The following is a 22367-nucleotide window of genomic DNA, read 5'->3' as shown; positions in this document are numbered from 1 at the left end:
ATTACAACATAGGTGTCGATGGAATGAGTGGTTGATTCTATCTTCAAGAGTTAATCTGGGAGTGAACAATGAAAACAACAAAGAAAATGCTATTAGTCGGTGGCATGCTAGCGTTTAGTCAAGGCGCAAATGCAGCTTACGAAATTAAATTAACAGACGAAGATACCATTACGTTTGGTGGCTTTATTAAAGTTGATGCACGTTATGTAGATGGTAATGTCGCTTATCAAGACTTCTGGACTGGTGGCGGTAAAGTGCTTGCAGAAGATGCTTCAAAGCTAAAACTGTTTGCTAATGAAACCCGTTTCAACATGAAGTATGTGCATGGCGATGTCACTGGTTTTATTGAAATGGATTTCTATGGCGGTGGCGGTAACGAAGTTATTTCAAATTCATCACATCCTCGTTTACGCCATGCATTCATCAAATATAACGGTTTTACTTTTGGTCAAACATGGACAACGTTCATGAACACCAGTGCGCTAGCTGAAACCGCTGACTTTGCTGGTGCTATGGTAGGTGAAGCGTTTGTTCGTAACACCATGGTGCGCTACAGCAATGGCGGCTTTGAAATTGCACTAGAAAACCCTGAGTCTTGGGGGAATGATGGCATCGATTCAAGCCCTGATGCTGATCCAGCTAATGATAAAATGCCCGATATTATTGGTAAATACACCTTTAAAGGTGACTGGGGTAATGTTTCTGTTGCCGGTCTTGTGCGTCAGCTAAACTTCACTGATGGTAGCGATGAAACAACATTCGGTGGCTCTATTGCAGGTCGCTTTAAAACCGTTGGCAAAGATGATATTCGCTTTCAATTACATTTAGGTCAAACAGGTCGCTATGTTGGTGTAACTGCTGCTCCTGACGTATTCAACGGTGAAGCTGAAGATACTTTGTCATACATGGTCGCTTACCGTCATTTCTGGAATGAAAGTATCAGAAGTTCATTATTTTATGGCTACATAGAGACGGACGCGTCAGATCGTGAACGTTCGCAAATTGGTGTCAATATTTTTAAAAACTTTACACCGAAATTATCGCTAGGTTTTGAAATTGGTCAGTATGATATGCAAGACAGTGATGCTGATTCTGTTTACGGCCAATTCTCAGCGAAATACGTTTTATAATCCTAACCTTTTGGGTAACCCTCGCCTCATCTAGTGTAATACTTATTTAGAGGCATTTATAACACCTTAGTGATTTCATTAAGGTGTTTTTTTTGTTTTTGTAAACAGTTTAACGCTTTGCCGTAATAAGGTGTTGTTAGCTCTAGTTTATGCTTGCGATTGTTTGTTAATTTACTTTGGAAAATATGTTTCAAACGGCTTGTTTCGGGCAGTTTAAAGGCTAGATTATTTCGTTAGGTATCACGTTATAAGCAATGAATGAATCAATAGACGATGCGCTAAACGCGGCGGTGAACAGTTGTATGAAGTGAAAGCAAACGGTCGAAATAAAGTATAATTCAAAGCAGCTAATAGTTTATGTTGCCATTAGTTAAAGTGTAAACATTTATGAATAACTGAACGTCATAAATGCAGCCCGTTAAAAATTTGCCTACACTTTAAAGTAGGTAGGTAAAAAAGGCGGTGACTATGTTTTATAAATGTCAGTTGCTCATTGTGCTGAGCATGTTAGCTTTGTTGGGCTGTCAGAGCACTCAACAACAGGCGCAAGTTGTTGTAGATCCCACGTATGCAGATGATGCATTTCCTTATCACCATAATGTGCGCGTTGAAAGCGAAGAAGAAATCTTTGCGCTATCTGAAGATATGGCGGCATTTGTAAAAGCCTTATCGAAAGAAAAATCCTCTAAAGATAAAGTCAAACATCTAGTGAGCTTTCTTTTTGAAAGTGATCAAGTGGGAATAAATTACAACAGCTCAGCTAATTTAACCGCTAGCCAAACATTTTATAGCCAAAATGCTAACTGCATGTCTTTAACTGTGCTTTCCTATGCACTTGCTCAAGCAAGTAATCTACCTGTCGCTTTTCAGCGGGTTGAAGTACCAGAGTATTGGGTAAGAAATGGCAGCTATAACATGTTAACCGGGCATGTAAATCTGGTCGTTTTCGAACCTGACTCGCCATTACAACAAACAGTTTATGGTCGTAATATATATACTATCGATTTTGATCCGACGGTGAGAAAGAAAGCTTTTCCAAGTCAATTTGTTGATAAAAATACCATCGTAGCAATGTTTTATACCAACAAGGGCGCTGATGCCTTGATAATTGGCGATACGAATAAAGCCTACGCATACCTAAAAGCTGCTACGGAAATTGATCCCTTTTACGACTCGGCGTGGGGGAATTTAGGTGTGTTGTATAGACAGAATGACTTACCGGTTTATGCCCAAAGAAGTTATCAAAATGCGATTGATATCAATTCAAATAATTTAACAGTTCTTGATAATTTAGCTATTTTGCACGATACCACTGGCGAGTCTGAAAAAGCCTTAGCGTTGCGTGACTATGTGCATCAAAAGCGATTGAGTAACCCATACTACCATGCCTTACTGGCAAACGAAGCGTATTATAATGGTGAACATTTAGCTGCTATAAAACACTATAAAAAAGCTATTCGATTAGATAACAAACAACATGAATTCTATTTTGGTATCGCAAAAGCATATGCTGAGTTAGGCGATGTAGAGCAAGTGAAGCGTTCACTAAAACGGGCAAAAATGAATGCTAATTTTGATGATGACGAACAGCGATATAATGCAAAAATAGAGTTTTTGAACACGGCGAGCTTACGTTACTAGATGTTTAAATACTGTATCTTTATTTCTCTTTTAACTGCACTCTTAACTGGTTGCTCGACAACAAGTCCCGTATTTTTGGCAAGCTCACAAGCCAGTGTCGCCAGCCAAGCTAAATCTAAGATTGATGCCAGCGCGTTACTGTCTGATTTTGAAATGCTTAGCAGTGAAGCATTTGCAGGTCGAAAATACGGCACTGAAGGTAATTTAAAGGCGCAACAGTTTATTGCTAATGAGCTAGCCAATGGTGATATTAGTGCTTTTAAAGGTGAATTCTTACATGCCTTTGAGTATAAACGTGGATTAACAACTTACGCAGGCACCAACGTTATAGGATTTAAGGCAGGAGAAACCGATAAGGTCATTGTGCTAACTGCACATTTTGATCATTTAGGTAAGCGAGGAAGCAAAATTTATTATGGCGCCGATGATAACGCTTCGGGCACAGCAGCCTTGCTTCACATTGCAAAAGCATTGCAGACGATGCAAACCAGGCATAGTTATATTTATTTGTTTACTGACGCGGAAGAAGAAAACTTAGTGGGGGCCAACGCGTTTGCACAGGATTTTGAAGGTGATTTAGCTAATATCATACTCAATGTAAATATGGATATGTTAGCCGGTGCGCAATATACCAAACGGTTATATTATTTGCCTTATAAACTTGACGATTTAGGCGTTGATGACTGGCAATCAGCGCTTGGTTATTATGCTAAAACCCATGATATATCTATCCGTAAAGGCCCTAGGGCATATCATAGTTTTAAAGGGCAAAAAAAGAAAACTAACTGGCGTAAAGCCAGTGATCATGGCGTATTTTATCGTTATAAAATTCCATTCTTATATTTTGGTGTAGGCGTTCATCAAAACTATCATACCCCTGAAGATACCTTTGAAAATACCAATCACAACTTCTATATTGGGACAGTTCATACAATTTTTGACCAGTTGTACAACTTAGATCAACAAATACAGTGAATTGACTAACAAATCGGCACGTTCTAGGTTTATAATTACAGGTTATATTCTAGTCTCCAATGGTGAACGGGTTAATGGAAAAAAAATATATTACTGCACAGGAATTATTAGAAGATTCTTTTAAAGTTGCGGCACAAGTTTATGAAGATGGTTTCAGACCACAATTTATTGTCGGTATTTGGCGCGGTGGTGCACCTATTGGTATTTCAGTACAAGAGTATTTCGACTTTAAAGAAGTAGAAACAGATCACATCGCTGTGCGCACTTCTTCGTATTACGGTATTAACCAGCAAAGTAAAGAAATTAAGGTTCATGGCCTTCATTATATTGTTGAAAATGCTAATGCAGACGATGGTTTACTTATTGTTGATGATGTTTTTGACTCAGGTCGTTCAATTGATGCGCTAATTAAGCAACTTAAAACGCTAATGCGCAACAATATGCCAAAAGATGTGCGAACTGCTTGTCCTTGGTATAAACCTAAAAACTCTAAAGTAGACTTTGCACCAGATTATTATGTTCACGAATCAGAAGAATGGTTAGTGTTTCCTCACGAGCTGTCTGGCTTAACGCAGGATGAAATTGCCAACGGCAAGTCTGATTTGAAGAATATTCTTCATCTTTTCAAATAAGAAAGGGCGCTTAGCGCCTTTTTTATATACCAATCTTACTCATGTATTTTGTAATGATAGGGTATTAAGTATTACGTTCATTCTGTTACAATAATAAAACAGCTTTAGTTACGTCATGAATTAACGGTGTTTGTTCCTAAAATAACACCGCTAAATTATGGCGTTAATGGTACTATTATTGTTAATTCAACCCTATGTACCGTTGTTAGCAATTAATTGCCTTTTGTCCCATGCCTATTAGCGACTACTTTATAAAATTTTCTCAAGATGTAACAACCATTACATTACCTAAACGTTTCACTTACCCGTTCTGTTATGAGCCACATCAACTTGCTGAAGTAGCATCGTCGCAATTGCAAAGCTATTTACGAAAAAATGCACCGATGATGGGTAACTTGGGTGAAATGCCTGAAGGGAAAATGTACGGTGTATTAGTGGTTAAAAATCAGCACGGGAAACTTGGCTTTCTTGCTGCTTATTCAGGTAAAGAGCAAACCCAGTCTTCATCACTTAAATTTGTCCCTCAAGCTTTTGATCTTGATGATCATAAAAACTTTTACCTTGCAGAATCTAAGGTAGTTAATGATATTAATGAACAAGTAAAAGCACTCGAGTCAGCTGCGCTTTACCGTGAGTTATCTGCTGATTTAACCAACGCACAGCATGCTTATCAACAACAAGTTAGCGAAAAGCAAGCGGCGATGGTGTTGCTAAAAAAACATCGGAAAAGTGAGAGAAACAAAGCTTTGCAAACGCTTTCTAATGAAGAGTATCTAGCACTAGATAAGCGTTTAAGTGGGCAAAGCATTGAACAAAAAAAGCAATTGCTTGCGTTAAAATCACGCTTAAAACAAGGTATTGAAAAGGCTGATAGCGCACTAACACTCTACGAAGCGAAAATTACTAAACTAAAAAAACAACGTAAAAAACTATCAAATAGATTGCAAAAACAGCTGTTTAACGAATATCAATTTTTCAATGCAAAAGGCGAGATTCGTAATTTAAACGAGATTTTTTCGGGTGTTGGTGAGTTTCCGCCTGCTGGCACCGGTGATTGCGCTGCGCCTAAATTACTGCAATTTGCCTACAAGCACGATTTGACGCCTATCACCATGGCTGAGTTCTGGTGGGGGCAATCGCCAAAATCACAAATTAGACAACACCAAAAGTATTACCCTGCCTGTCAAAGCAAATGTGGGCCATTGCTTGGTCATATGCTCACTGGTTTGCAGCTTGATGACAACCCTTTGTTAATTAACACCGGTGAAAACAAAACGATTGATGTCTTGTATGAAGATGAACACCTTGCCGTAATTAATAAGCCAGAAGGTTTACTGTCTGTCCCTGGAAAACTTGTTAATGATAGTGTCCTGTCTCGCATGAAAACCCAATACCCTGAAGCGACAGGGCCTTTGATTGTTCATCGCTTAGATATGTCAACGTCAGGTTTGATGGTGATAGCCCTAACACCAAGAGCGAATAAAGGCTTACAGCAACAATTTATTTCGCGAGAAGTGACCAAGCATTACGTCGCGCTAATTGAAGGTCATGTAAATGAAGAGCAAGGTGAAATTACCTTGCCTTTACGACAAGACTTAGATGATAGGCCTCGTCAAAGGGTATGCTTTGAACATGGCAAATCAAGCTTAACCAAGTGGCAACTTATTAAGCATGAAAGCAAGTTTTCCCGTCTATTACTCGAGCCTAAAACTGGCCGTACGCATCAGCTAAGAATGCATTGTGCCCATAGGTTAGGTTTGAATATGCCAATCGTCGGTGATGATTTATATGGGACGAAAGCAAATCGTTTATGTTTACATGCGAAAACGTTAAGCTTTGTACATCCAATAAATAAAGACGTATTAACGTTCAGAGTTGAACCTAACTTCTAGAGCAGTGAAATAAATCGTGACAACCTTGTTTTGTTTGCAACACCCAATGCTAACGCAAAGAAAAAGCACTTATCGTTAATGACGGTCCTTATTTTTTTACACAAACGAACCTAATACTTTTTGATGTGCGCCATGTTTGTCAAAACAGGGTGCCTAAAGCGTTAGTAAACCTTAAAGTGCTTCCAACAGTAGAGTTTCAAGGCTGTGAAGCAAGGTCTGTGTCACTAAACGGTTTAGTATCGTGGCTATTGTTATTGGCCAATTATTCCTGTTACTCAATTCGCTAATGTTTTAGCGTTCTATCAAGCCAAAAGAATTATTGTAAGTCACACGCCCCACAAAGCAATTAAAGTACGTTTTAAAGGCAAGTTGATAGCGATAGATAGCGCCATTAACAAAGGTAAGTATATAGAGCTACTAAAGGAATCAAACCGAAAATATTATCGTTTGAGCCTTGACGTTAAAACCTTGGAACTCATTGTCAAATAGTCAGATACTCATCGAAAAAACCTCATTTTTAATTAGATTGTTAATCGAAGGTAGAACCTTTGTAAATGCGCTTTGATTTTATAGCAATTGACCAAAACGCCCGTTAATATGGCGCTTTTATAAACAACTAGGCTTTTGGGCTCTGTCTTATTGATGCTATATAATCGAACATTTATTTACTCTTTGATCGGGTTTTTCCCGTTCTTCTTTTATGCTTTTTATCATTACTACTATGATAATAAAGTGATTGGATATATCTCGATTATTAACGCTAGTTTGTTATTAGTAGCTAGCTGTATTATCTATGCCAACCGTTTTAAAGATGAACCGATAGCAAGATGGCAATCTAACGCTATCTTATTTTTCATTAGCGCGTCTGTTATTGCGATATGCTACTTTATTGGTTTGCGCGGTGTTGCATATATTTTCCCACTAACTATCAGCTACTTTTTTAATTTCAAGCTCAAACAGGCAGCGTTCTATAGCTTAATTCTTGTTGTTTGTGGGCTACTTGCAGCCACTTATGTTTCTGACAGCGCAAGTCTTGTCAGAGTTCTGATTCCAATTATAATCACCATTATTATTGCCTATATGTATGCTAATCATTTAGAGCAACATAAACGCGCCTTTGAATCGGAAGCAAATCACGATTATTTAACTGGGCTGCATAATCGCCGTCACTTCAACCGTTGGCTGAGTCAACAGTTTACTCAGGCTCGTCAACAGAACGCACTTGCACTCATTTTTATTGATATGGATGACTTTAAGCATATCAATGATAACCATAGCCATGTTGTTGGTGACCAATACCTTATCGAGATAGCATCGAGAATCAATAAAGTATCTCGTTCTGCTTATGTTGATTTACCGTTTAACCAATACGAATCAGCAAGGATTGCAGGTGATGAGTTTGTTATTGCTATTGATGGTGTGTGTTCGACAAAAAGCATCGAAGTACTTACGGATATATTACTGGCTGAAATTAACAAACCTATGTTAATAGATAATATTAAAATCACACCCCAGGCTAGCATTGGCGTATCTATATTGAGCGAGCGTTGTCGAGACGTAAATGCTTTGGTCAATGAAGCTGATCACGCGATGTTTGAAGCTAAAAAGCGTGGTAAAAATCAAATTGTTTTGTTTAATGATGAGCTGGCAAAACATTTCAACCAACGTAGCGCAATTATTAATGCGCTAAAAGGCGCGATTAGTAATAACGAGTTTACGTTACATTTCATGCCTATCTGGGATAAAAAAGCGACACGAATTGCTGGTGCAGAAGTCTTAATCAGAACCAAAAATAAGTTGCTACAGTCGGTAGGTCCCGATAAATATATTCCGCTGGCCGAAGAGAATAACCTAATTACGCCAATTGATTTATGGGTAATTGAAGAATCATTTAAATACTTAACATGTATTATTAAAGACTTTCCCGACAGAAAGTTTGTTATTGCCATCAATATTTCAGGTCTTGAACTGACCAACAGTAAATTCCCATCTCAAGTTAAGCGTCTGCTTGATAAGTACCAAGTACCAAGTGAGATGATTGAATTGGAAATAACTGAAACCTGTTTTATTAATTGTACGCAAGATAACGTCGAAGTGTTAAACGAACTCAAAGCGATGGGTTTTAAGCTCGCCCTAGATGATTTTGGCACTGGCTATACAGCGTTCAACCAACTATTAAACTTTCCAGTTGATACCCTGAAAATAGATCGAAGCTTTGTTAATGCGATTAACCAAGACACACCTGGTAAGCAGAAAAACTTAGTTGACGTTATCTTATCGCTTGCCGAAATATATCAACTAAAGATTGTTGCCGAAGGCGTAGAAACCCACCAACAACTGTCTTATTTGTCGGCACTAAACTGTGACTTTTACCAAGGCTACTTATTATCAAAGCCTCTGATTTGGCTGAAATTTTATCATCTGTTGGAAACTGAAAAAATTTAACAACCTGTACATTTCATTTCATTTCATTTCATTTCATTTCATTTCATTTCATTTCAATCATTTGATTGCAATATGATAGGTTCTAGCTAACTATACTTATACTAGATGTAAATTTTGAGCAAGCAAAACCAAGCTTGCCTTAAAGTTCTGCGATATAAGGAAAGCCGAGTTGAACCTAGTTACTCACATTAAATTACTGATCGTTACCACACTACTTACCTTGGCTTGTTTTAGCTTTAGTGCTGATGCGACTGAGAAAAACAAAGATCTAACGTGTATAGATTGCCATGAAAATCAAGCAAACGCTTGGAAAGATTCTCATCATTTTCATGCGATGGCGACCATTGATACACCAACCAATTTAGGTGACTTTACTCAAGGTTCTATAAATTTAGAAGGTGGCGAAGTACACTTTTATAAAGAAGGTAATAAATATTTCGTTAACATGCCTAATGTTGATAGCAAGCCTATCAAGATAGAATTAACTCATACCTTCGGCTACGAGCCATTGCAACAGTTTATGTTTGATGCAGGCAAGGGTAAATACCAATTTATTCCTTATGCATGGGATTCACGACCTGCAAAAGATGGCGGCCAACGTTGGCACAATTTATACCCAAACTCAGATCCAAGCCAAGAATTTCATTGGACACAGATGGGACAAAATTGGAATCAAAACTGTGCTGATTGCCATAGTACCAATTTCAAAAAAGGCTTTGAGTTAGAGACAATGTCTTATGAGTCAACTTACGATGCAATTAATGTCAGTTGTACTGCATGTCACCAAGGCACGGAAGAGCACCTTAAATGGACTAAAAACCCAGTAACAGAAGCTAAGCACTTTGGTTTTAGTCGCTCTATCGCTGCTAAACACCCAATTTTTACTGAAAATGCCGAAGGCCGTTTAGTACCTGTTGATCGCGCAAAAGGCTCACATCAAGTTGAAACATGTGCACAATGTCATAGCCGTCGTGCACAACTCAGCGACCATAAAGAAGAAGGCGAATACTTTGATCATTATTTGCCTGCATTGTTAGATGCGCACCTTTATTATCCTGACGGCCAAATTTATGATGAAGTATATGTTTATGGTTCATTTACTCAATCTAAAATGTACAAAGAAGGGGTAACCTGTACCAACTGTCATGACCCACATTCTACTCAATTAAAGCTACCAGGTAATGTCACCTGTACGCAGTGTCATAGCGCACCAAAATACGATGCGCCTAAGCACACAAACCATGCCGTGGGTTCAGAAGGGGCACAATGTGTAAATTGTCATCTACCATCAACTCGCTATATGGGTGTTGATGACAGACGAGATCATTCATTTAAAGTCCCTCGTCCTGACTTAAGTGTGAATTTAGGTGTACCTAATGCATGTCAAAACTGTCATGAAGATGTCAGCAATATAAAGCACGCTAAACAAGTCAGTGCTTGGTTCCCGCTGTCGAAGTATCGACAAAATCCGAATGAAAACTTTGCTTATACGTTCGCACAAATGGATGGTGGCGATATACAAGCAACGCCTAAGTTAGTGGAAATTGCTGAAAACCCTGACACAGTCAGCATGGTTAAAGCATCGGCTATTTCACGTGTAAATGGTGCGAGAAATAATGAAAAGTTAATTACCTTTATTGGAAATCAATTGAAAAGCGACGATCCGTTAGTAGTTATTGCTGCGGTGAGAGCGACACAGCAATTGACGCCAATTAATCGAACCTTAAAGCTGTTACCTGTGTTAAATCATAAAAATGTCGCTGTACGCATGTCAGTAGGTAGGGCGCTTGCAGCTAATTTGGCTGATCCAACCTTTAAGGGAGAACGTCGTGAAAAAGTTCAGCGTGCTGTTGATGAGTATATCGCAGCGCAAGACTATCAAGCAGATAGAGGCACCGCGCAAACGAATGTTGGCCAGATTTACGCAATGATGGGGGCATTCGACAAAGCCGAAGCTGCCTTTAAACAGTCTATTCAAGTTGAGCCGATATTTATGCCGGCCTATATTTATTTAGCCGATAAGTATCGTCAGCAGCAAAAAGAGCATGAGGCAGAGCAAGTGTTACTTGATGCTATCGCTGTTAACCCTAAGTCGTCAGATATTTATTATCAACTTGCCTTAGCTAAAGTTCGCCAAAAAGATAGAGGTAAAGCGATTGAGTATTTTGACTTAGCAATTGCAGCCAATGATCAAAGCCCTCGTTTATTTTATACCCGTGCCGTCTTGCACCAAGAAAATAAAAACTTATTGGCGGCTAAACAAGATTACGCCGCTGCCTACAAACTACATCAGCGTAATCCAGATTATTTGTATAGGTTGATTATCTTGCTTGTTGAGCTCAAAGAATATGACTCAGCGATTTATCATGCTCAAAAGCTAGGTCAATTAATGCCAAATAACCCTCAGGTTAACCAATTAATTGAGCAAATTAACGCGATGAAGTAAAGGCGACGTTTTCATTTTAGAGGATGACAAAAAAGCTGCTAATAAAGCAGCTTTTTTATTGCGTGAAATTAATAAACGATGCGCTTTATTGCGATTGGTTAGTCAGTTATTTGTGTTATTTCATCATCGAGAATGTATGTGTCATAAAAAAATAAACGTTGAAATATACATCATGTGTGACCCTGCTAGAAGTTGATTTAATCGTTTACCAATTTTGTGATTCTTTATCCTTTACAAAAATATTCTTATATTCGTTTTATTAAATTTTATTGTAAACAAGTTGTTATCTCATCAAACAGTACCAAACTGTTTATTAACATCGCTAGAGCCTTAGTTTTTATTGGCTTGTCCGATGTTGCATAGTGGAACCATTGCTTTAACGGAATGAATTGATTGTTACGTTTCAATTTAGCTAATATACATGTCACTAAATAATAACTTTTAATAACAGCATTTTGTTTGTGCATTTGCACAACTGAACGTGATTTTAATGAGTTAAAAATTATTTTATAACATCCTAAACGGAGTTTTTTTATGGAAGTAAAAACATTAGTAAGAAGTATCGCAGTATCGCTTACGTTAGCAACAATAGCGGCACCTGCGTTAGCAACTACTGATACATCTAAGCCAAATATATTAGCCTTATGGGGTGATGACATTGGTCAGGATAACTTAAGTGCATACACGATGGGGCAAATGGGTCACTTCACGCCGAATATCGATCGCATCGCCAAAGAAGGTGCACTATTCACTGACTACTATGGCGAAAACTCTTGTACAGCAGGCCGTGCTGCCTTTATGTTCGGTCAACACCCAATGCGCACTGGTTTAACAAAAGTTGGTTTGCCTGGTGCTAAAGAAGGTGCGATGGAAGATGATGTTACCATTGCAAGTTTATTAAAAGATCGTGGTTATGTAACAGGTCAATTTGGTAAAAATCACTTTGGTGATCAAGACACTCATTTGCCTACTAACCATGGTTTTGATGAGTTTTACGGCAACTTATACCACTTAAATGCTGAAGAAGAGCCTGAAAACGAAGATTATCATCGTTTCATGACGCCAGAGCAAGTCAAGCAATTCTCACCACGTGGTGTAATTCACTCGTTTGCTGATGGCCGTTTAGAAGATACAGGCCCATTAACGAAAAAACGTATGGAAACTGCTGATGAAGAGTTTTTATCGCATGCGTTAAAATTTATCGACAAAGCACATAAAGAGAAAAAGCCATTTTTTGTATGGTGGAACGCGTCACGTATGCACGTATGGACTCACTTAAAAGAAGAGTCTAAAGGTATTTCGAAGCGTGGCGGTTTATATGGTGATGGTTTAGTCGAGCATGACGGTCATGTTGGTATTTTATTGGATAAATTAGACGATTTAGGTATTAGCGACAACACAATCGTTTTATATTCAACGGATAACGGCGCAGAAAAATTCACATGGCCTGATGGCGGTACAAACCGTTATAAAGGCGAAAAAAATACAACATGGGAAGGAGGTTTCCGTGTACCAGCAATGGTTCGCTGGCCAGGTAAAATTCCTGCCGGTCAAGTGGTTAATGAAATGGCGGCACACGCTGATTGGATGCCAACTTTCTTAGCGGCGGCAGGTGATGAAGGCGTGAAAGAACGCTTGGCCAAAGGTACATCGGTTAATGGGCGTCAATATAAAAACTTGTTAGACGGCCATAATTTATTACCCGCATTGAAAATAGGTAAAAACACAGTAGCTGACGACAATACTGATTGGCCACGTAAACAGTTTGTCTATGCCACAGATAGTGGTGATGTAGCGGCAATCCGCATGGGCGACTGGAAGTTTATGTACCTAGAGCAAGAATGTGAGGCATTAAACGTGTGGGTTTGTCCATTGGTTAAGCGTCGTGCACCTATGATCACGAACTTACGTCAAGACCCTTATGAAATTGCGCATCATGAGTCAGGCACTTACGATGTTTGGTGGGCAAACCGTATGTATATGATGGCGCCAGCTGCGACTGAAGTGATAAAATTCTTAAGTACATTTAAGGAATACCCACCTTCACAAGTACCAGGTGATTGGACATTCGATTCGGTTGTTGATCAACTAGGTATCTGGGAAAACCCTACTAACAAGTAATTGTTGACCTTATAAAGCAAGAGTGAAATCCCACTCTTGCTTTTTTATATCTACATTTAGTTTTCAGCTATTGGTTTGGCGGTGCAGCGATATTCTTTTGCAAAACAATGTAAAGGTAACAATTTACGCTGGAATTTTTACTATAGTAATCAATGTAGTCAAACCAAATTAAGTTAAATGATTAACCAAAAATCAAACTCTTATATTACTAACAAAATTTTAAAATATTGAAGAAGAAATTCTATGACTGACTTATTAGAACAAGTAAAAGCGCTGCAAGTCGAAGTTAATCATTCAGTTTTAGGGCAGGAGAAGCTCGTCAATGCATTAACAATTGCGCTATTAACCAATGGTAATGTGTTGTTAGAAGGCCTGCCAGGAACGGCAAAAACTCGTTCAATTCGTACTTTGTCTAAAGTATTAAAAGCTGAGCTAGGTCGAATTCAGTTTACTCCCGATTTACTACCTTCAGATGTTACCGGTACAGAAGTTTACCAAGAGGTTGAAGGTAAGCCGACATTAACCTTCAAGGAAGGTCCTATTTTCAATAACTTAGTACTTGCTGATGAAATTAACCGTGCACCTGCAAAAGTACAAGCCGCTTTATTAGAGGCGATGGAAGAGCGCCAAGTAACGGTAATGGGTAAAAGTTATAAATTGCCACCGCTATTCATGGTACTCGCAACACAAAACCCAATTGAGCAAGAGGGTACTTATCCATTACCTGAAGCCCAAATGGACCGTTTTGCTATTAAGATCACTTTGGATTATCCAGACGATGAGGCAGAACTTTCGATTATTCGTTTAGTTCGAGGTGAAGAAAGTCACAGCAGTAAAGAGTCAGTAAAAATTGATCAAGACGTTATTTTTCAGGCGCGTGAAATTGTTACTAACATGCACATTAGTGAAGATGTGGAGAAATACATCGTTGCTATTGTTATGGCTACGCGTAAACCTGAACGTTATGCTGATAGCCCGTTAAAAAATTGGATTTCAGTTGGTGCCAGCCCTCGTGCAACCATTACATTAGATAAGTGTGCACGCGCGCAAGCGTGGTTAAATGGCAAAGATTATGTTGATCCAGATGATGTGCGATCAATTGTCGCTGACGTGTTACGCCATCGAATAGCATTGAGCTATGAAGCGCAAGCTGATGGTATAACAACTGATGATGTGATTACTGAAATCATTAAACAAGTCGCCGTTATTTAACACGAGGTTATTATGGCCGAACAAGTGTTAGATGAAAGAATACATACATCGCTTAAACACCTGATGCGTTTAAAGCATCATGCCCATGGTTTTAGTTTTTTGCCAAAACAACCTATTAAAAGTGTATTGATGGGGCGAAAGCGCTCAACTATTCGTGGTCGTGGTTTAGATTTTTTTGAGTTAAGAGATTATCGCCCAGGTGATGATATTCGTTCAATGGACTGGCGAGTGACGAATAGAATGCGTAAGCCCTATGTTCGTATTTATGCAGAAGAAAAAGACCGACCTGTGATGATCGTTGTCGATCAGCGTCGCGGGATGTTTTTTGGTAGCCAATGGAAAATGAAGTCGGTAATTGCCGCAGAACTAGCAGCTTTAACAGCGTGGAAGGCGTTAGATGATGGTGATCGGATTGGCTTTATTTTATTAGGTGACGAGCGTTATGTTGAATGCCCACCAACGCGAAGCCGGGCAAAAATTCAGCAATATATGGCATTGATTGCCAAGTTTAATCAAAAGTTACATTCGAGTAATAAGCAATTAAAGCAAAACCTTTCTATGCCTGAGTTACTTACTAAGGTTGAGAAGCTCATTACGCATGACTATCTAGTCATCGTTATCTCAGATTTTATTGATAGGCAAGACAATGTATTAGGCAGTTTGTCTAAGATTTCCCAACATAACGATATTATTGTCTATTACGTGTTTGATTCTATAGAACACGACATCAGTAACTTAGCAGGTATGGTTGTTGGTGATGGCGAGTACCAAATGCAAGTTGCTCAGCAAAAAGACGATATTGTTGATGGCTACAATGCATTTACCCAAGAGGCGCTTACCAACATTAAGCAAACATTTAATAAGCATAATATTCCCATGCTATTTTTCTCGACGGAAGAAGAGGTTGCCTCTCAAATACGTCATCATTTAGGAGCAGCATGATGACCAAGGAAACAGTACCTATTGAAATGCCTTTTGGTAATTATGCCTTAGAAGGTATTTCTGAAATCAACTTGCCTGATCCTTTACCAATATTACCTTTAGCACCAGCATGGAAGTATGTCTTTATCGTATTGGCGTTGTGGCTATTTTATGTTGCCGTTAAAAAAACTGTTTATTGGCTAAATAATCGCTATAGAAAACAGGCACTTTTGAAGCTTGAGGCAATAACGCAACAAGAGCCAAGTATCCAATCAGTCAGTGCTGTTGGACAATTACTTAAAGGTACTTCTTTGTATGTGTTTACGCGTGAACAAATCGCGTCGCTTACAGGTAAAGCTTGGTTTGAACAACTTAATACGCAAGCGCAAACTCCAGTGTTTGATGAAAGTAGCCAAACATTGCTCGGTGCTAGCTTATATATGCGTGATCAGCAGGCTATTTCAACAAGCCAGTGGCAAGCGTTAATTGAACAAACAACAAATTGGATAAAGACGCATCCTTATACTGGAGTTAAACCGCTCGTTAACCCAATAAAATTAGCGAACCCTTTTCTAGCAAGAGGTCAGAAAGATGCTTGAGTTAGTTTATCCTTACTTGTTATTGCTACTACCATTGCCCTGGTTAATCCGTTTTCTGCCTGAGTATAAACAGCAAACCAATATGGTCACTGTGCCATTTTTTAAGTATTTGCTTGGTGTTTCTGGTGAAAAGCCACAAAGCGGTGCCGAAGTAGTAAAGCCGACTAAATTGCAAAAATTTGTCTTAGTAACAACCTGGATATTAATGGTAGGTGCTGCGGCAAAACCTCAATGGTTAGGTGAGCCAATAGAGCAAACAAAGACGGGCAGGGACTTAATGGTTGCTGTTGACTCGTCAGGCTCAATGAGTGCACAAGATTTTGAGCTAGTACCTGGTGAGAAAGTTGATCGCTTAACAACCGTGAAATCGGTTCTACAAGAGCTTGCCATTCAGCGTGAAAAAGACCGCTTAGGCTTAATCATTTTTGGTAGCTCAGCTTATTTACAAATGCCATTTAGTGAAGATCATAAAACCTGGTTAACACTGCTTAACGAATTGCAAATTGCTATGGCAGGACCAAGCACAGTCATTGGAGACGCCGTTGGCTTAGCTATTAAACATTTTGAAGAAAGTGAAACCGATAATCGAGTATTAATTATTTTAACTGATGGTAACGACTCAGGGAGTAAAGTACCGCCTGTAGATGCCGCTAAAATTGCTCAAGCCTATGGCGTGAAAATATATACAATTGCCATTGGAGATCCTGAAACAGTAGGCGAGCAAAAGTTAGATGTTGAAACACTAGAGCGCATGGCTGAGTTAACTGGTGGTGGCTACTTCCAAGCACTTGATACCGAGCAGTTAGCGCAAGCTTATAAAGCCATTGCAGAGATTGAAAAACAAGAGTTCTCATCAATTAGTTTTAGACCGAAAAAGAGTTTGCATTATGTGCTGATCGGCGCTGGTATTTTCATTAATTTGATGATGATTTTTTATTTAAGTGTTTCTCGAAAAACACAGGTGGGTGTTTAATATGCTAAGTACCCTATTTAGTGAGCAATTTTTTCAACAGTTTCATTTTTTGCGTCCATGGTGGGGCATGTTGTTTTTCGTCTTGGCTTTTTTGATTTGGCAAAACAAGCAATCTAAAAATAGCAGTGCTAAGGATAACAAAGCATTTGCACCGCATATTTATGATGAGCTTATTGCTACCAAAGAAGCACAGAAAAAAATTACACCTAAAGCACTAGCATGGTTTATTCTAGGCTTAATGACGATTGCATTAATGGGGCCGAGTTGGCAACGTCAACCGTCACCGTTTTTAGAAGATGCGTCAGTACTATTTGTTGTTTTGGATACGAGTGATTCTATGGCGACTGAAGATGTGCAGCCATCACGAATTGAGCGTGCAAAACATAAAGTTGAAGATTTATTGAACACGCGTGATACAGGTTTTGCTAGTTTGATTGTTTATGCTGGAACTGCGCATACCGTGCTGCCATTAACCAATGATAAAGGTATATTAATCAACTATCTATCAGGGGTTTCTACAGAAATAATGCCAGTAACAGGCAAGTTTGCTGACAATGCGTTGAGGTTGATAGAGCAAGTGCCTGTTGATGAGCAAACACCCGCCACAGTTTTGTTGATTACCGACGGTATCACCAGCGAAGATCAAATAGCGTATGCTAAGTTTTTCGAACAACATCCATATCAGTTGCTGGTTTATGGTGTTGGTTTGACGCAAGAAGAGCAAGATGCGCAAGGCCTTAGTTATGCAACCTTAGCAGAAACATCTTTGCAAAACCTTGTAGATGAAACCGGCGGTTATTATCAGAAGATAACCGTGAATAAATCTGATGTTGAAACCTTAGTGAACAAAACCAAGAACTATTTTGTTGTTGCCGATGAAAAACATGCACCATGGATTGATGGCGGCTACTGGTTAGTATTTCCTGCAATGCTATTCTATTTACTCTGGTTTAGAAAAGGCTGGACTATAAGGTGGTCGAGCTTTGTGCTTGCTTTTGTTTTAATCATGCCTTCAACGCCAAGTTATGCCGCACAAGGTGACTTTGTTAGTTATTGGTTTACACCTAATCAACAAGGTCAGTGGTACTTTTTTACCAAAGACTATGCAAAAGCTGCGCGTTCTTTTGAAGATACTTATTGGAAGGCAACGTCATATTATATGAATGAAGAATGGGATCTTGCGGCGCAGTATTTTTCTCGCTTAAAGACCAAAGAGGCAAGATTCGCGCTAGCTAATACTTACGCCCATAGCGAAAGTTACTGGGAAGCAGAGGAGATTTATTTAGCTTTGTTAGAGGAAGATCCTGGCTGGGCTGAAGCAAAAAATAATCATAAGTTAGTACAAATTATCATTGAAGCTAAAGATCGTATGAGTCAATCGCAGCAACAAGAAGATGGAGAAACCTCTAAAGATGCTGATGAAGAGCAAAATGAGAAATTTAAAAAGTCTAAAGGCCGAAAAGAGCAGGTCAATCGACGTAAACAAGTGGTTGAGCAATACAGCGCTGATGAAATTTTAAATGACCCTAGTTTGAATGAAATGTGGATGAAAAACGTCCAGAAAGACCCAGCAGAATTCTTAGCGAATAAATTTCAAATTCAAGTAAACAAGGGGCAAAAATGAGACTATTTATTTTCTTACTTAGCCTCTTAATTTATGCTTCTTCAGTCGAGCAGGCTCAGGCGATAACGCTTGAAGAGTTGGCTAAATCTGGCGAGGTTAAGGTTGAGATTCGTATTGACGATGAAGGCAATACTGTTGTTGGTCAAGAGTTAACGGTAAGCATTAAATTTGCTACACAAACTTGGTTCAAGGGCTCAAATCGTTTTGTGCTACCTGAGGTACAACATGCTGTGGTTACACAACGAGATACCTTTGGTACTAACGAAACACGCCGTAAAGGTGGCATCAGTTGGGTCATGCAGGAAAAGCGTTTTTCGGTATTTCCTCAAAATCCTGGTGAGTATTCGTTACCACCAATAAAAGTCACGATGAAAGTACATTCAAGTGAAGGTGATGTTGAGGGCGAGCTTTATACTAAACCAATTACGTTTAACGTTAGAGAGCCAGCTGAGCTTATACATGTTGACCAATGGTGGGCGGCATCGTCGCTAACTATTGACGAATCTTGGGACAAGAATTTTGAAGGCTTAAAACCGGGTTTTTCAATAAAACGTACGATTACCATAAAAGCTGACGGCTTACTGGCAATGATGTTACCAGAAATCAATCACCCGCCAATAAAAAGCTTAGCTCACTATGTAAAAACGCCAAGATTAAAAGACGATAATACACGAGGTAACAAGCTTGGTACGCGTGTTCAGGATATCGACTATGTTGTTGAAGAAAGCGGCGAGGTTACTATACCCGCGGTTGAACTCACGTGGTTTAATACGAAAGAGCAACGTGTTGAAGTCGCAAAACTTGATGCGCAAAAAATTGTTATTGGTCAGCTTTCTCCTCAGGAAAAAATGCTTAAATTACTCAAACAATCGTCTGAGTATTGGTTAGAGATTTTACTATCAATGGTCATTTTTATTGCAGGTTATTTTTTGTGGAAAAAACTGACGATTAAACAGGTGAAGCCGCGTTTTCAGTCTAAACAAGTTAAAGGGCAATTAGCGATTGCTAGTCATGAAAATAACAGTCGACGATTCATTAAGTGGGCTTATATTTATCTTGATTGGTTTGTTAACCCTAAAGACGTTAATTTGCTGCGTCCTGAAGGAGAACAAAGCGATCAGCAATTAGATGATAGTTTCGAACATGTCTTTGGCAACAAAGAAAAACAAGGAAAGTTAACGTCTGTGTTTAGTTTCTTGATGCGTAAAAAGAAAAAGCAGCATACTAAAGCCAATGATATTGATTTATCGATGAACCCTAAATAACAAAAAGGTCGCTTTAGCGACCTTTTTGTTAACCGCAGACCTTACATCTATTTCATTAAATATTTGTAAGGTCTTATCTATATTAAATTACTCAACACGGTGCAGAGCGCAAATTTTGTTACCCGAAGGGTCACGCAAATATGCTAAATACAGTTTACCTGCAGCACCTTCACGAATACCTGGCGCGTCTTCACAGTCAGTACCGCCACTTTCTAAACCAGCAACATGCCAAGCATCTGCCATTTCAGGAGATTCAGCAGCAAAGCCAATGGTAGTGCCGTTACCGTGACAAGCAGGCTCGCCATCAATTGGCTTCGTTAATGCAAATACACCGGTTTTGGTAAAGTAAAAACAACGTCCTTTTTCATCAATTACACCAGGCTTGTGGCCCATAGCACCTAAGGTGGCGTCGTAAAACTTTTTAGATTCTTCGATGTCGTTTGCACCGATCATTACGTGACTAAACATAGCTGTTCCTTTTTATTGGTTTAATTGCTAGCGGTAGGCTAAGCAACTTTTCTTGTCGTTTATTTACGTGATACTGCTAGATAAAGATCTCGAAGCGACCTTAAAACTTAGTATTGAAACGAAAACGCTCACTTATCGCAAAAACTATTTTAAATTTAATATTCATATACTTGGGGCAGGGGCGAATCTATTCAAGTTTTATTCGCCAATTGTACTTGGATGCTTCAGACATGCCCCGCTAAAAGACGATTGTAAAACACAAAAGGTTCCTAAAAAGGAGCCTTTTACTTCGTAAATAAGCTGGCTTATATCTGAAACTATTTAACAACCTCATTTAATACATTTCCGCTAGCCCCAGATGGCGATAATGCACCAATGTAGGCTGATAATGTTGTCGCGATGTCGGCTGTTGAGACCTTTTTATAAACATGTTTTGGTTTGATTTGAGGTGCTACAAATATGATGGGTACATGTTGATCGTAACGCCAAGGCGAGCCGTGATGAGCTGCGACTTTCAAGCCTTCCATATCATCGATAAATGAATGTGATTGAAAGACTAAATAAACGTCGCCAGAGCGTGCGATATTATGATTATAGATCACCGCGTTATTCGACTGGGTATTTTGCACAAGACCTTGTTCTATGGCGACACTACTGATGGCACTTGATATCTCAGGAAACTGATCAAAATACTTAACGATATATTGCTCTACCTCGCCTTTATTCAATTTATATTTATTAATCACTTGATGATCTAAGTAAATATAAGGGGCATGGAAGCTTTGAACTAATGCCTCTTGCGTTCGAAATTTTGTTTGTAATTGCTCATCAAGCTTATCAAGTTGCCAGTTGTCTGGGTTTACACTGTGCGCATCTAACCCTTGTTCTTGACTATAGTGCACGGAATCTGGCCCACCATGATCTGAAGATAAAACAACTAACGTATTTTCCAAGCCAACTTTACTATCAATGAAGCCTAATAAGTCTGCGATGGTCTTATCTAAACGTAATAGGTTATCTTCCATCTCTAAACTAGATGCACCAAATATATGACCGACATAATCGGTAGACGATAAACTCACTGAGAGGTAGTCGGTAATCTCATCTTGACCAAGCTCTTCTTTAACAATCAGCTCTTTAGCAAAGTCAGTGGTTAATTCATCACCTGCAGGGCTTAACGTTAAGAAGGTTGTAAAGTACTTGTTTTCTTTATTGCCATAAGCGTGGGGGAAAACGTTACCGTATCCTGGAAAGTTAATTTCGCCTTGCTGATCATCTTTTCCATTAAAAAGGTATTTAGCTTCGTCATACATCAATGACCATTGTTGATCTGCATAATCCAGATATTTATTTTGCTCGTTCCACGCTTCTACCCATTTAGGGTATTGTTCATAGTAATAATTACTCGTAACAAACTGGCCTGATTTTTTAGAGAACCAAAATGCTTTACCCTTGTGACCTGCCATAGAGACTGCGCCTCTGTCTTTAACCGAAACTCCAAATACCTTAGCCTTGTTGCTGGTAAAGGCGAGTAATTCGTCACTAAAGGTAGAAACCAGCATATTTCTTGGCGACCGGCCGGAGCTTCGTGCTTGTCGTTGGGTAGGATCGATTTCTGTATTCTTATTTACATCGGCATCGGCAGACAACAAGGTGTATTGTGGATCTTCAATGTTATAAACAACTCGTTGCTGATTTCGGTCAAACCATGAATTACCGATCATGCCATGTTCTGAAGGGTGAGCACCTGTGGCAAGGGTTGCGTGACCTACAATTGTTTCAGTATTTGCGTGCTCGTGAAAGGCATTATGGTAGACAGCCCCATTTTTGTATAAATACTTAAACCCATCATTACCCATATTTTTCATGTAACGATTAGGGATATCTGCTCGAAGTTGATCGACGGTAATTTGCACAATTAACTTGGGTTGTTGTGCGAAGGTGGTCAAACTCAATGTTGCAAGCGCCATACCTAATATGTACTTAACCTTCGATTCCTTAAAAACTTTAAGCATTTTAGTTC

General features: G+C 39.1%; 16 protein-coding genes. 14 read left to right on the top strand and 2 right to left on the bottom strand.

Going from position 1 to position 22367, the window contains the following annotated elements; translation table 11 throughout:
- Nucleotides 1-68: 68 nt before the first annotated feature.
- The 14 genes from QQK02_RS09325 to QQK02_RS09260 all read left to right on the top strand — a co-directional run bounded on the left by QQK02_RS09325 (nucleotide 69) and on the right by QQK02_RS09260 (nucleotide 19876).
- The gene (locus QQK02_RS09325) at nucleotides 69-1130 is read left to right on the top strand and encodes a DcaP family trimeric outer membrane transporter (RefSeq protein ID WP_284207731.1); all 1062 of its coding nucleotides are present in this window, start codon (nucleotides 69-71) and stop codon (nucleotides 1128-1130) included.
- Between the two features lie 468 nt (nucleotides 1131-1598).
- Nucleotides 1599-2771, top strand: a complete 1173-nt coding sequence (locus QQK02_RS09320; RefSeq protein WP_284207730.1) for a tetratricopeptide repeat protein — start codon at nucleotides 1599-1601, stop codon at nucleotides 2769-2771.
- A 75-nt stretch (nucleotides 2772-2846) separates the two neighbouring features.
- Complete coding sequence (locus tag QQK02_RS09315; protein WP_284207729.1) at nucleotides 2847-3746, top strand: M28 family peptidase; 900 nt, start codon at nucleotides 2847-2849, stop codon at nucleotides 3744-3746.
- 74 nt (nucleotides 3747-3820) lie between these two features.
- Complete coding sequence (locus QQK02_RS09310) at nucleotides 3821-4378, top strand: phosphoribosyltransferase (RefSeq protein WP_284207728.1); 558 nt, start codon at nucleotides 3821-3823, stop codon at nucleotides 4376-4378.
- A 230-nt stretch (nucleotides 4379-4608) separates the two neighbouring features.
- The gene (locus QQK02_RS09305; protein ID WP_284207727.1) at nucleotides 4609-6270 is read left to right on the top strand and encodes an RluA family pseudouridine synthase; all 1662 of its coding nucleotides are present in this window, start codon (nucleotides 4609-4611) and stop codon (nucleotides 6268-6270) included.
- Between the two features lie 732 nt (nucleotides 6271-7002).
- On the top strand, nucleotides 7003-8715 hold the full coding sequence (locus QQK02_RS09300; RefSeq protein ID WP_284207726.1) for a putative bifunctional diguanylate cyclase/phosphodiesterase: 1713 nt from the start codon (nucleotides 7003-7005) through the stop codon (nucleotides 8713-8715).
- Between the two features lie 169 nt (nucleotides 8716-8884).
- Nucleotides 8885-11161 carry a tetratricopeptide repeat protein gene (locus QQK02_RS09295; protein WP_284207723.1) on the top strand — a complete coding sequence of 759 codons (2277 nt, stop codon included), beginning with the start codon at nucleotides 8885-8887 and terminating at the stop codon, nucleotides 11159-11161.
- Nucleotides 11162-11695: 534 nt separating this feature from the next.
- Nucleotides 11696-13282, top strand: coding sequence for an arylsulfatase (locus tag QQK02_RS09290; RefSeq protein WP_284207722.1), 1587 nt, complete (start codon nucleotides 11696-11698; stop codon nucleotides 13280-13282).
- A gap of 243 nt (nucleotides 13283-13525) precedes the next feature.
- Nucleotides 13526-14494 (top strand): AAA family ATPase, encoded by a 969-nt coding sequence (locus QQK02_RS09285; protein ID WP_284207721.1) that lies wholly within the window; start codon nucleotides 13526-13528, stop codon nucleotides 14492-14494.
- A gap of 12 nt (nucleotides 14495-14506) precedes the next feature.
- Nucleotides 14507-15436 (top strand): DUF58 domain-containing protein, encoded by a 930-nt coding sequence (locus QQK02_RS09280; RefSeq protein WP_284207720.1) that lies wholly within the window; start codon nucleotides 14507-14509, stop codon nucleotides 15434-15436.
- Complete coding sequence (locus tag QQK02_RS09275) at nucleotides 15433-16014, top strand: DUF4381 domain-containing protein (RefSeq protein WP_284207719.1); 582 nt, start codon at nucleotides 15433-15435, stop codon at nucleotides 16012-16014. The genes QQK02_RS09280 and QQK02_RS09275 overlap by 4 nt, the downstream gene beginning before the upstream one ends.
- Complete coding sequence (locus QQK02_RS09270; protein ID WP_284207718.1) at nucleotides 16007-16987, top strand: vWA domain-containing protein; 981 nt, start codon at nucleotides 16007-16009, stop codon at nucleotides 16985-16987. The genes QQK02_RS09275 and QQK02_RS09270 overlap by 8 nt, the downstream gene beginning before the upstream one ends.
- A 1-nt stretch (nucleotide 16988) precedes the next feature.
- Complete coding sequence (locus QQK02_RS09265; RefSeq protein WP_284207717.1) at nucleotides 16989-18611, top strand: vWA domain-containing protein; 1623 nt, start codon at nucleotides 16989-16991, stop codon at nucleotides 18609-18611.
- Nucleotides 18608-19876 carry a hypothetical protein gene (locus QQK02_RS09260; RefSeq protein ID WP_284207716.1) on the top strand — a complete coding sequence of 423 codons (1269 nt, stop codon included), beginning with the start codon at nucleotides 18608-18610 and terminating at the stop codon, nucleotides 19874-19876. The genes QQK02_RS09265 and QQK02_RS09260 overlap by 4 nt, the downstream gene beginning before the upstream one ends.
- An 87-nt stretch (nucleotides 19877-19963) precedes the next feature.
- On the opposite strand, the gene QQK02_RS09255 is transcribed toward QQK02_RS09260, so the two are convergent.
- Nucleotides 19964-20344, bottom strand: a complete 381-nt coding sequence (locus tag QQK02_RS09255; RefSeq protein WP_284207715.1) for a VOC family protein — start codon at nucleotides 20342-20344, stop codon at nucleotides 19964-19966.
- 317 nt (nucleotides 20345-20661) lie between these two features.
- On the bottom strand, nucleotides 20662-22359 hold the full coding sequence (locus QQK02_RS09250; protein ID WP_284207714.1) for an alkaline phosphatase family protein: 1698 nt from the start codon (nucleotides 22357-22359) through the stop codon (nucleotides 20662-20664).
- Nucleotides 22360-22367: the final 8 nt, after the last annotated feature.

This window comes from Thalassotalea eurytherma, from assembly GCF_030161415.1.
GTDB lineage: Bacteria > Pseudomonadota > Gammaproteobacteria > Enterobacterales > Alteromonadaceae > Thalassotalea_G > Thalassotalea_G eurytherma.
The sequence above is the reverse complement of the archived record's forward strand: the minus strand, read 5'-3'. Positions and strand labels throughout refer to the sequence as shown.

Bases quoted from the DNA above. Each gene is read 5' to 3' on its own strand.
- QQK02_RS09325 (WP_284207731.1), top strand. From the start codon at position 69: ATGAAAACAACAAAGAAAATGCTATTAGTCGGTGGCATGCTAGCGTTT.
- QQK02_RS09320 (WP_284207730.1), top strand. From the start codon at position 1,599: ATGTTTTATAAATGTCAGTTGCTCATTGTGCTGAGCATGTTAGCTTTG.
- QQK02_RS09310 (WP_284207728.1), top strand. From the start codon at position 3,821: ATGGAAAAAAAATATATTACTGCACAGGAATTATTAGAAGATTCTTTT.
- QQK02_RS09305 (WP_284207727.1), top strand. From the start codon at position 4,609: ATGCCTATTAGCGACTACTTTATAAAATTTTCTCAAGATGTAACAACC.
- QQK02_RS09290 (WP_284207722.1), top strand. From the start codon at position 11,696: ATGGAAGTAAAAACATTAGTAAGAAGTATCGCAGTATCGCTTACGTTA.
- QQK02_RS09285 (WP_284207721.1), top strand. From the start codon at position 13,526: ATGACTGACTTATTAGAACAAGTAAAAGCGCTGCAAGTCGAAGTTAAT.
- QQK02_RS09280 (WP_284207720.1), top strand. From the start codon at position 14,507: ATGGCCGAACAAGTGTTAGATGAAAGAATACATACATCGCTTAAACAC.
- QQK02_RS09275 (WP_284207719.1), top strand. From the start codon at position 15,433: ATGATGACCAAGGAAACAGTACCTATTGAAATGCCTTTTGGTAATTAT.
- QQK02_RS09270 (WP_284207718.1), top strand. From the start codon at position 16,007: ATGCTTGAGTTAGTTTATCCTTACTTGTTATTGCTACTACCATTGCCC.
- QQK02_RS09265 (WP_284207717.1), top strand. From the start codon at position 16,989: ATGCTAAGTACCCTATTTAGTGAGCAATTTTTTCAACAGTTTCATTTT.
- QQK02_RS09260 (WP_284207716.1), top strand. From the start codon at position 18,608: ATGAGACTATTTATTTTCTTACTTAGCCTCTTAATTTATGCTTCTTCA.
- QQK02_RS09255 (WP_284207715.1), bottom strand. From the start codon at position 20,344: ATGTTTAGTCACGTAATGATCGGTGCAAACGACATCGAAGAATCTAAA.
- QQK02_RS09250 (WP_284207714.1), bottom strand. From the start codon at position 22,359: ATGCTTAAAGTTTTTAAGGAATCGAAGGTTAAGTACATATTAGGTATG.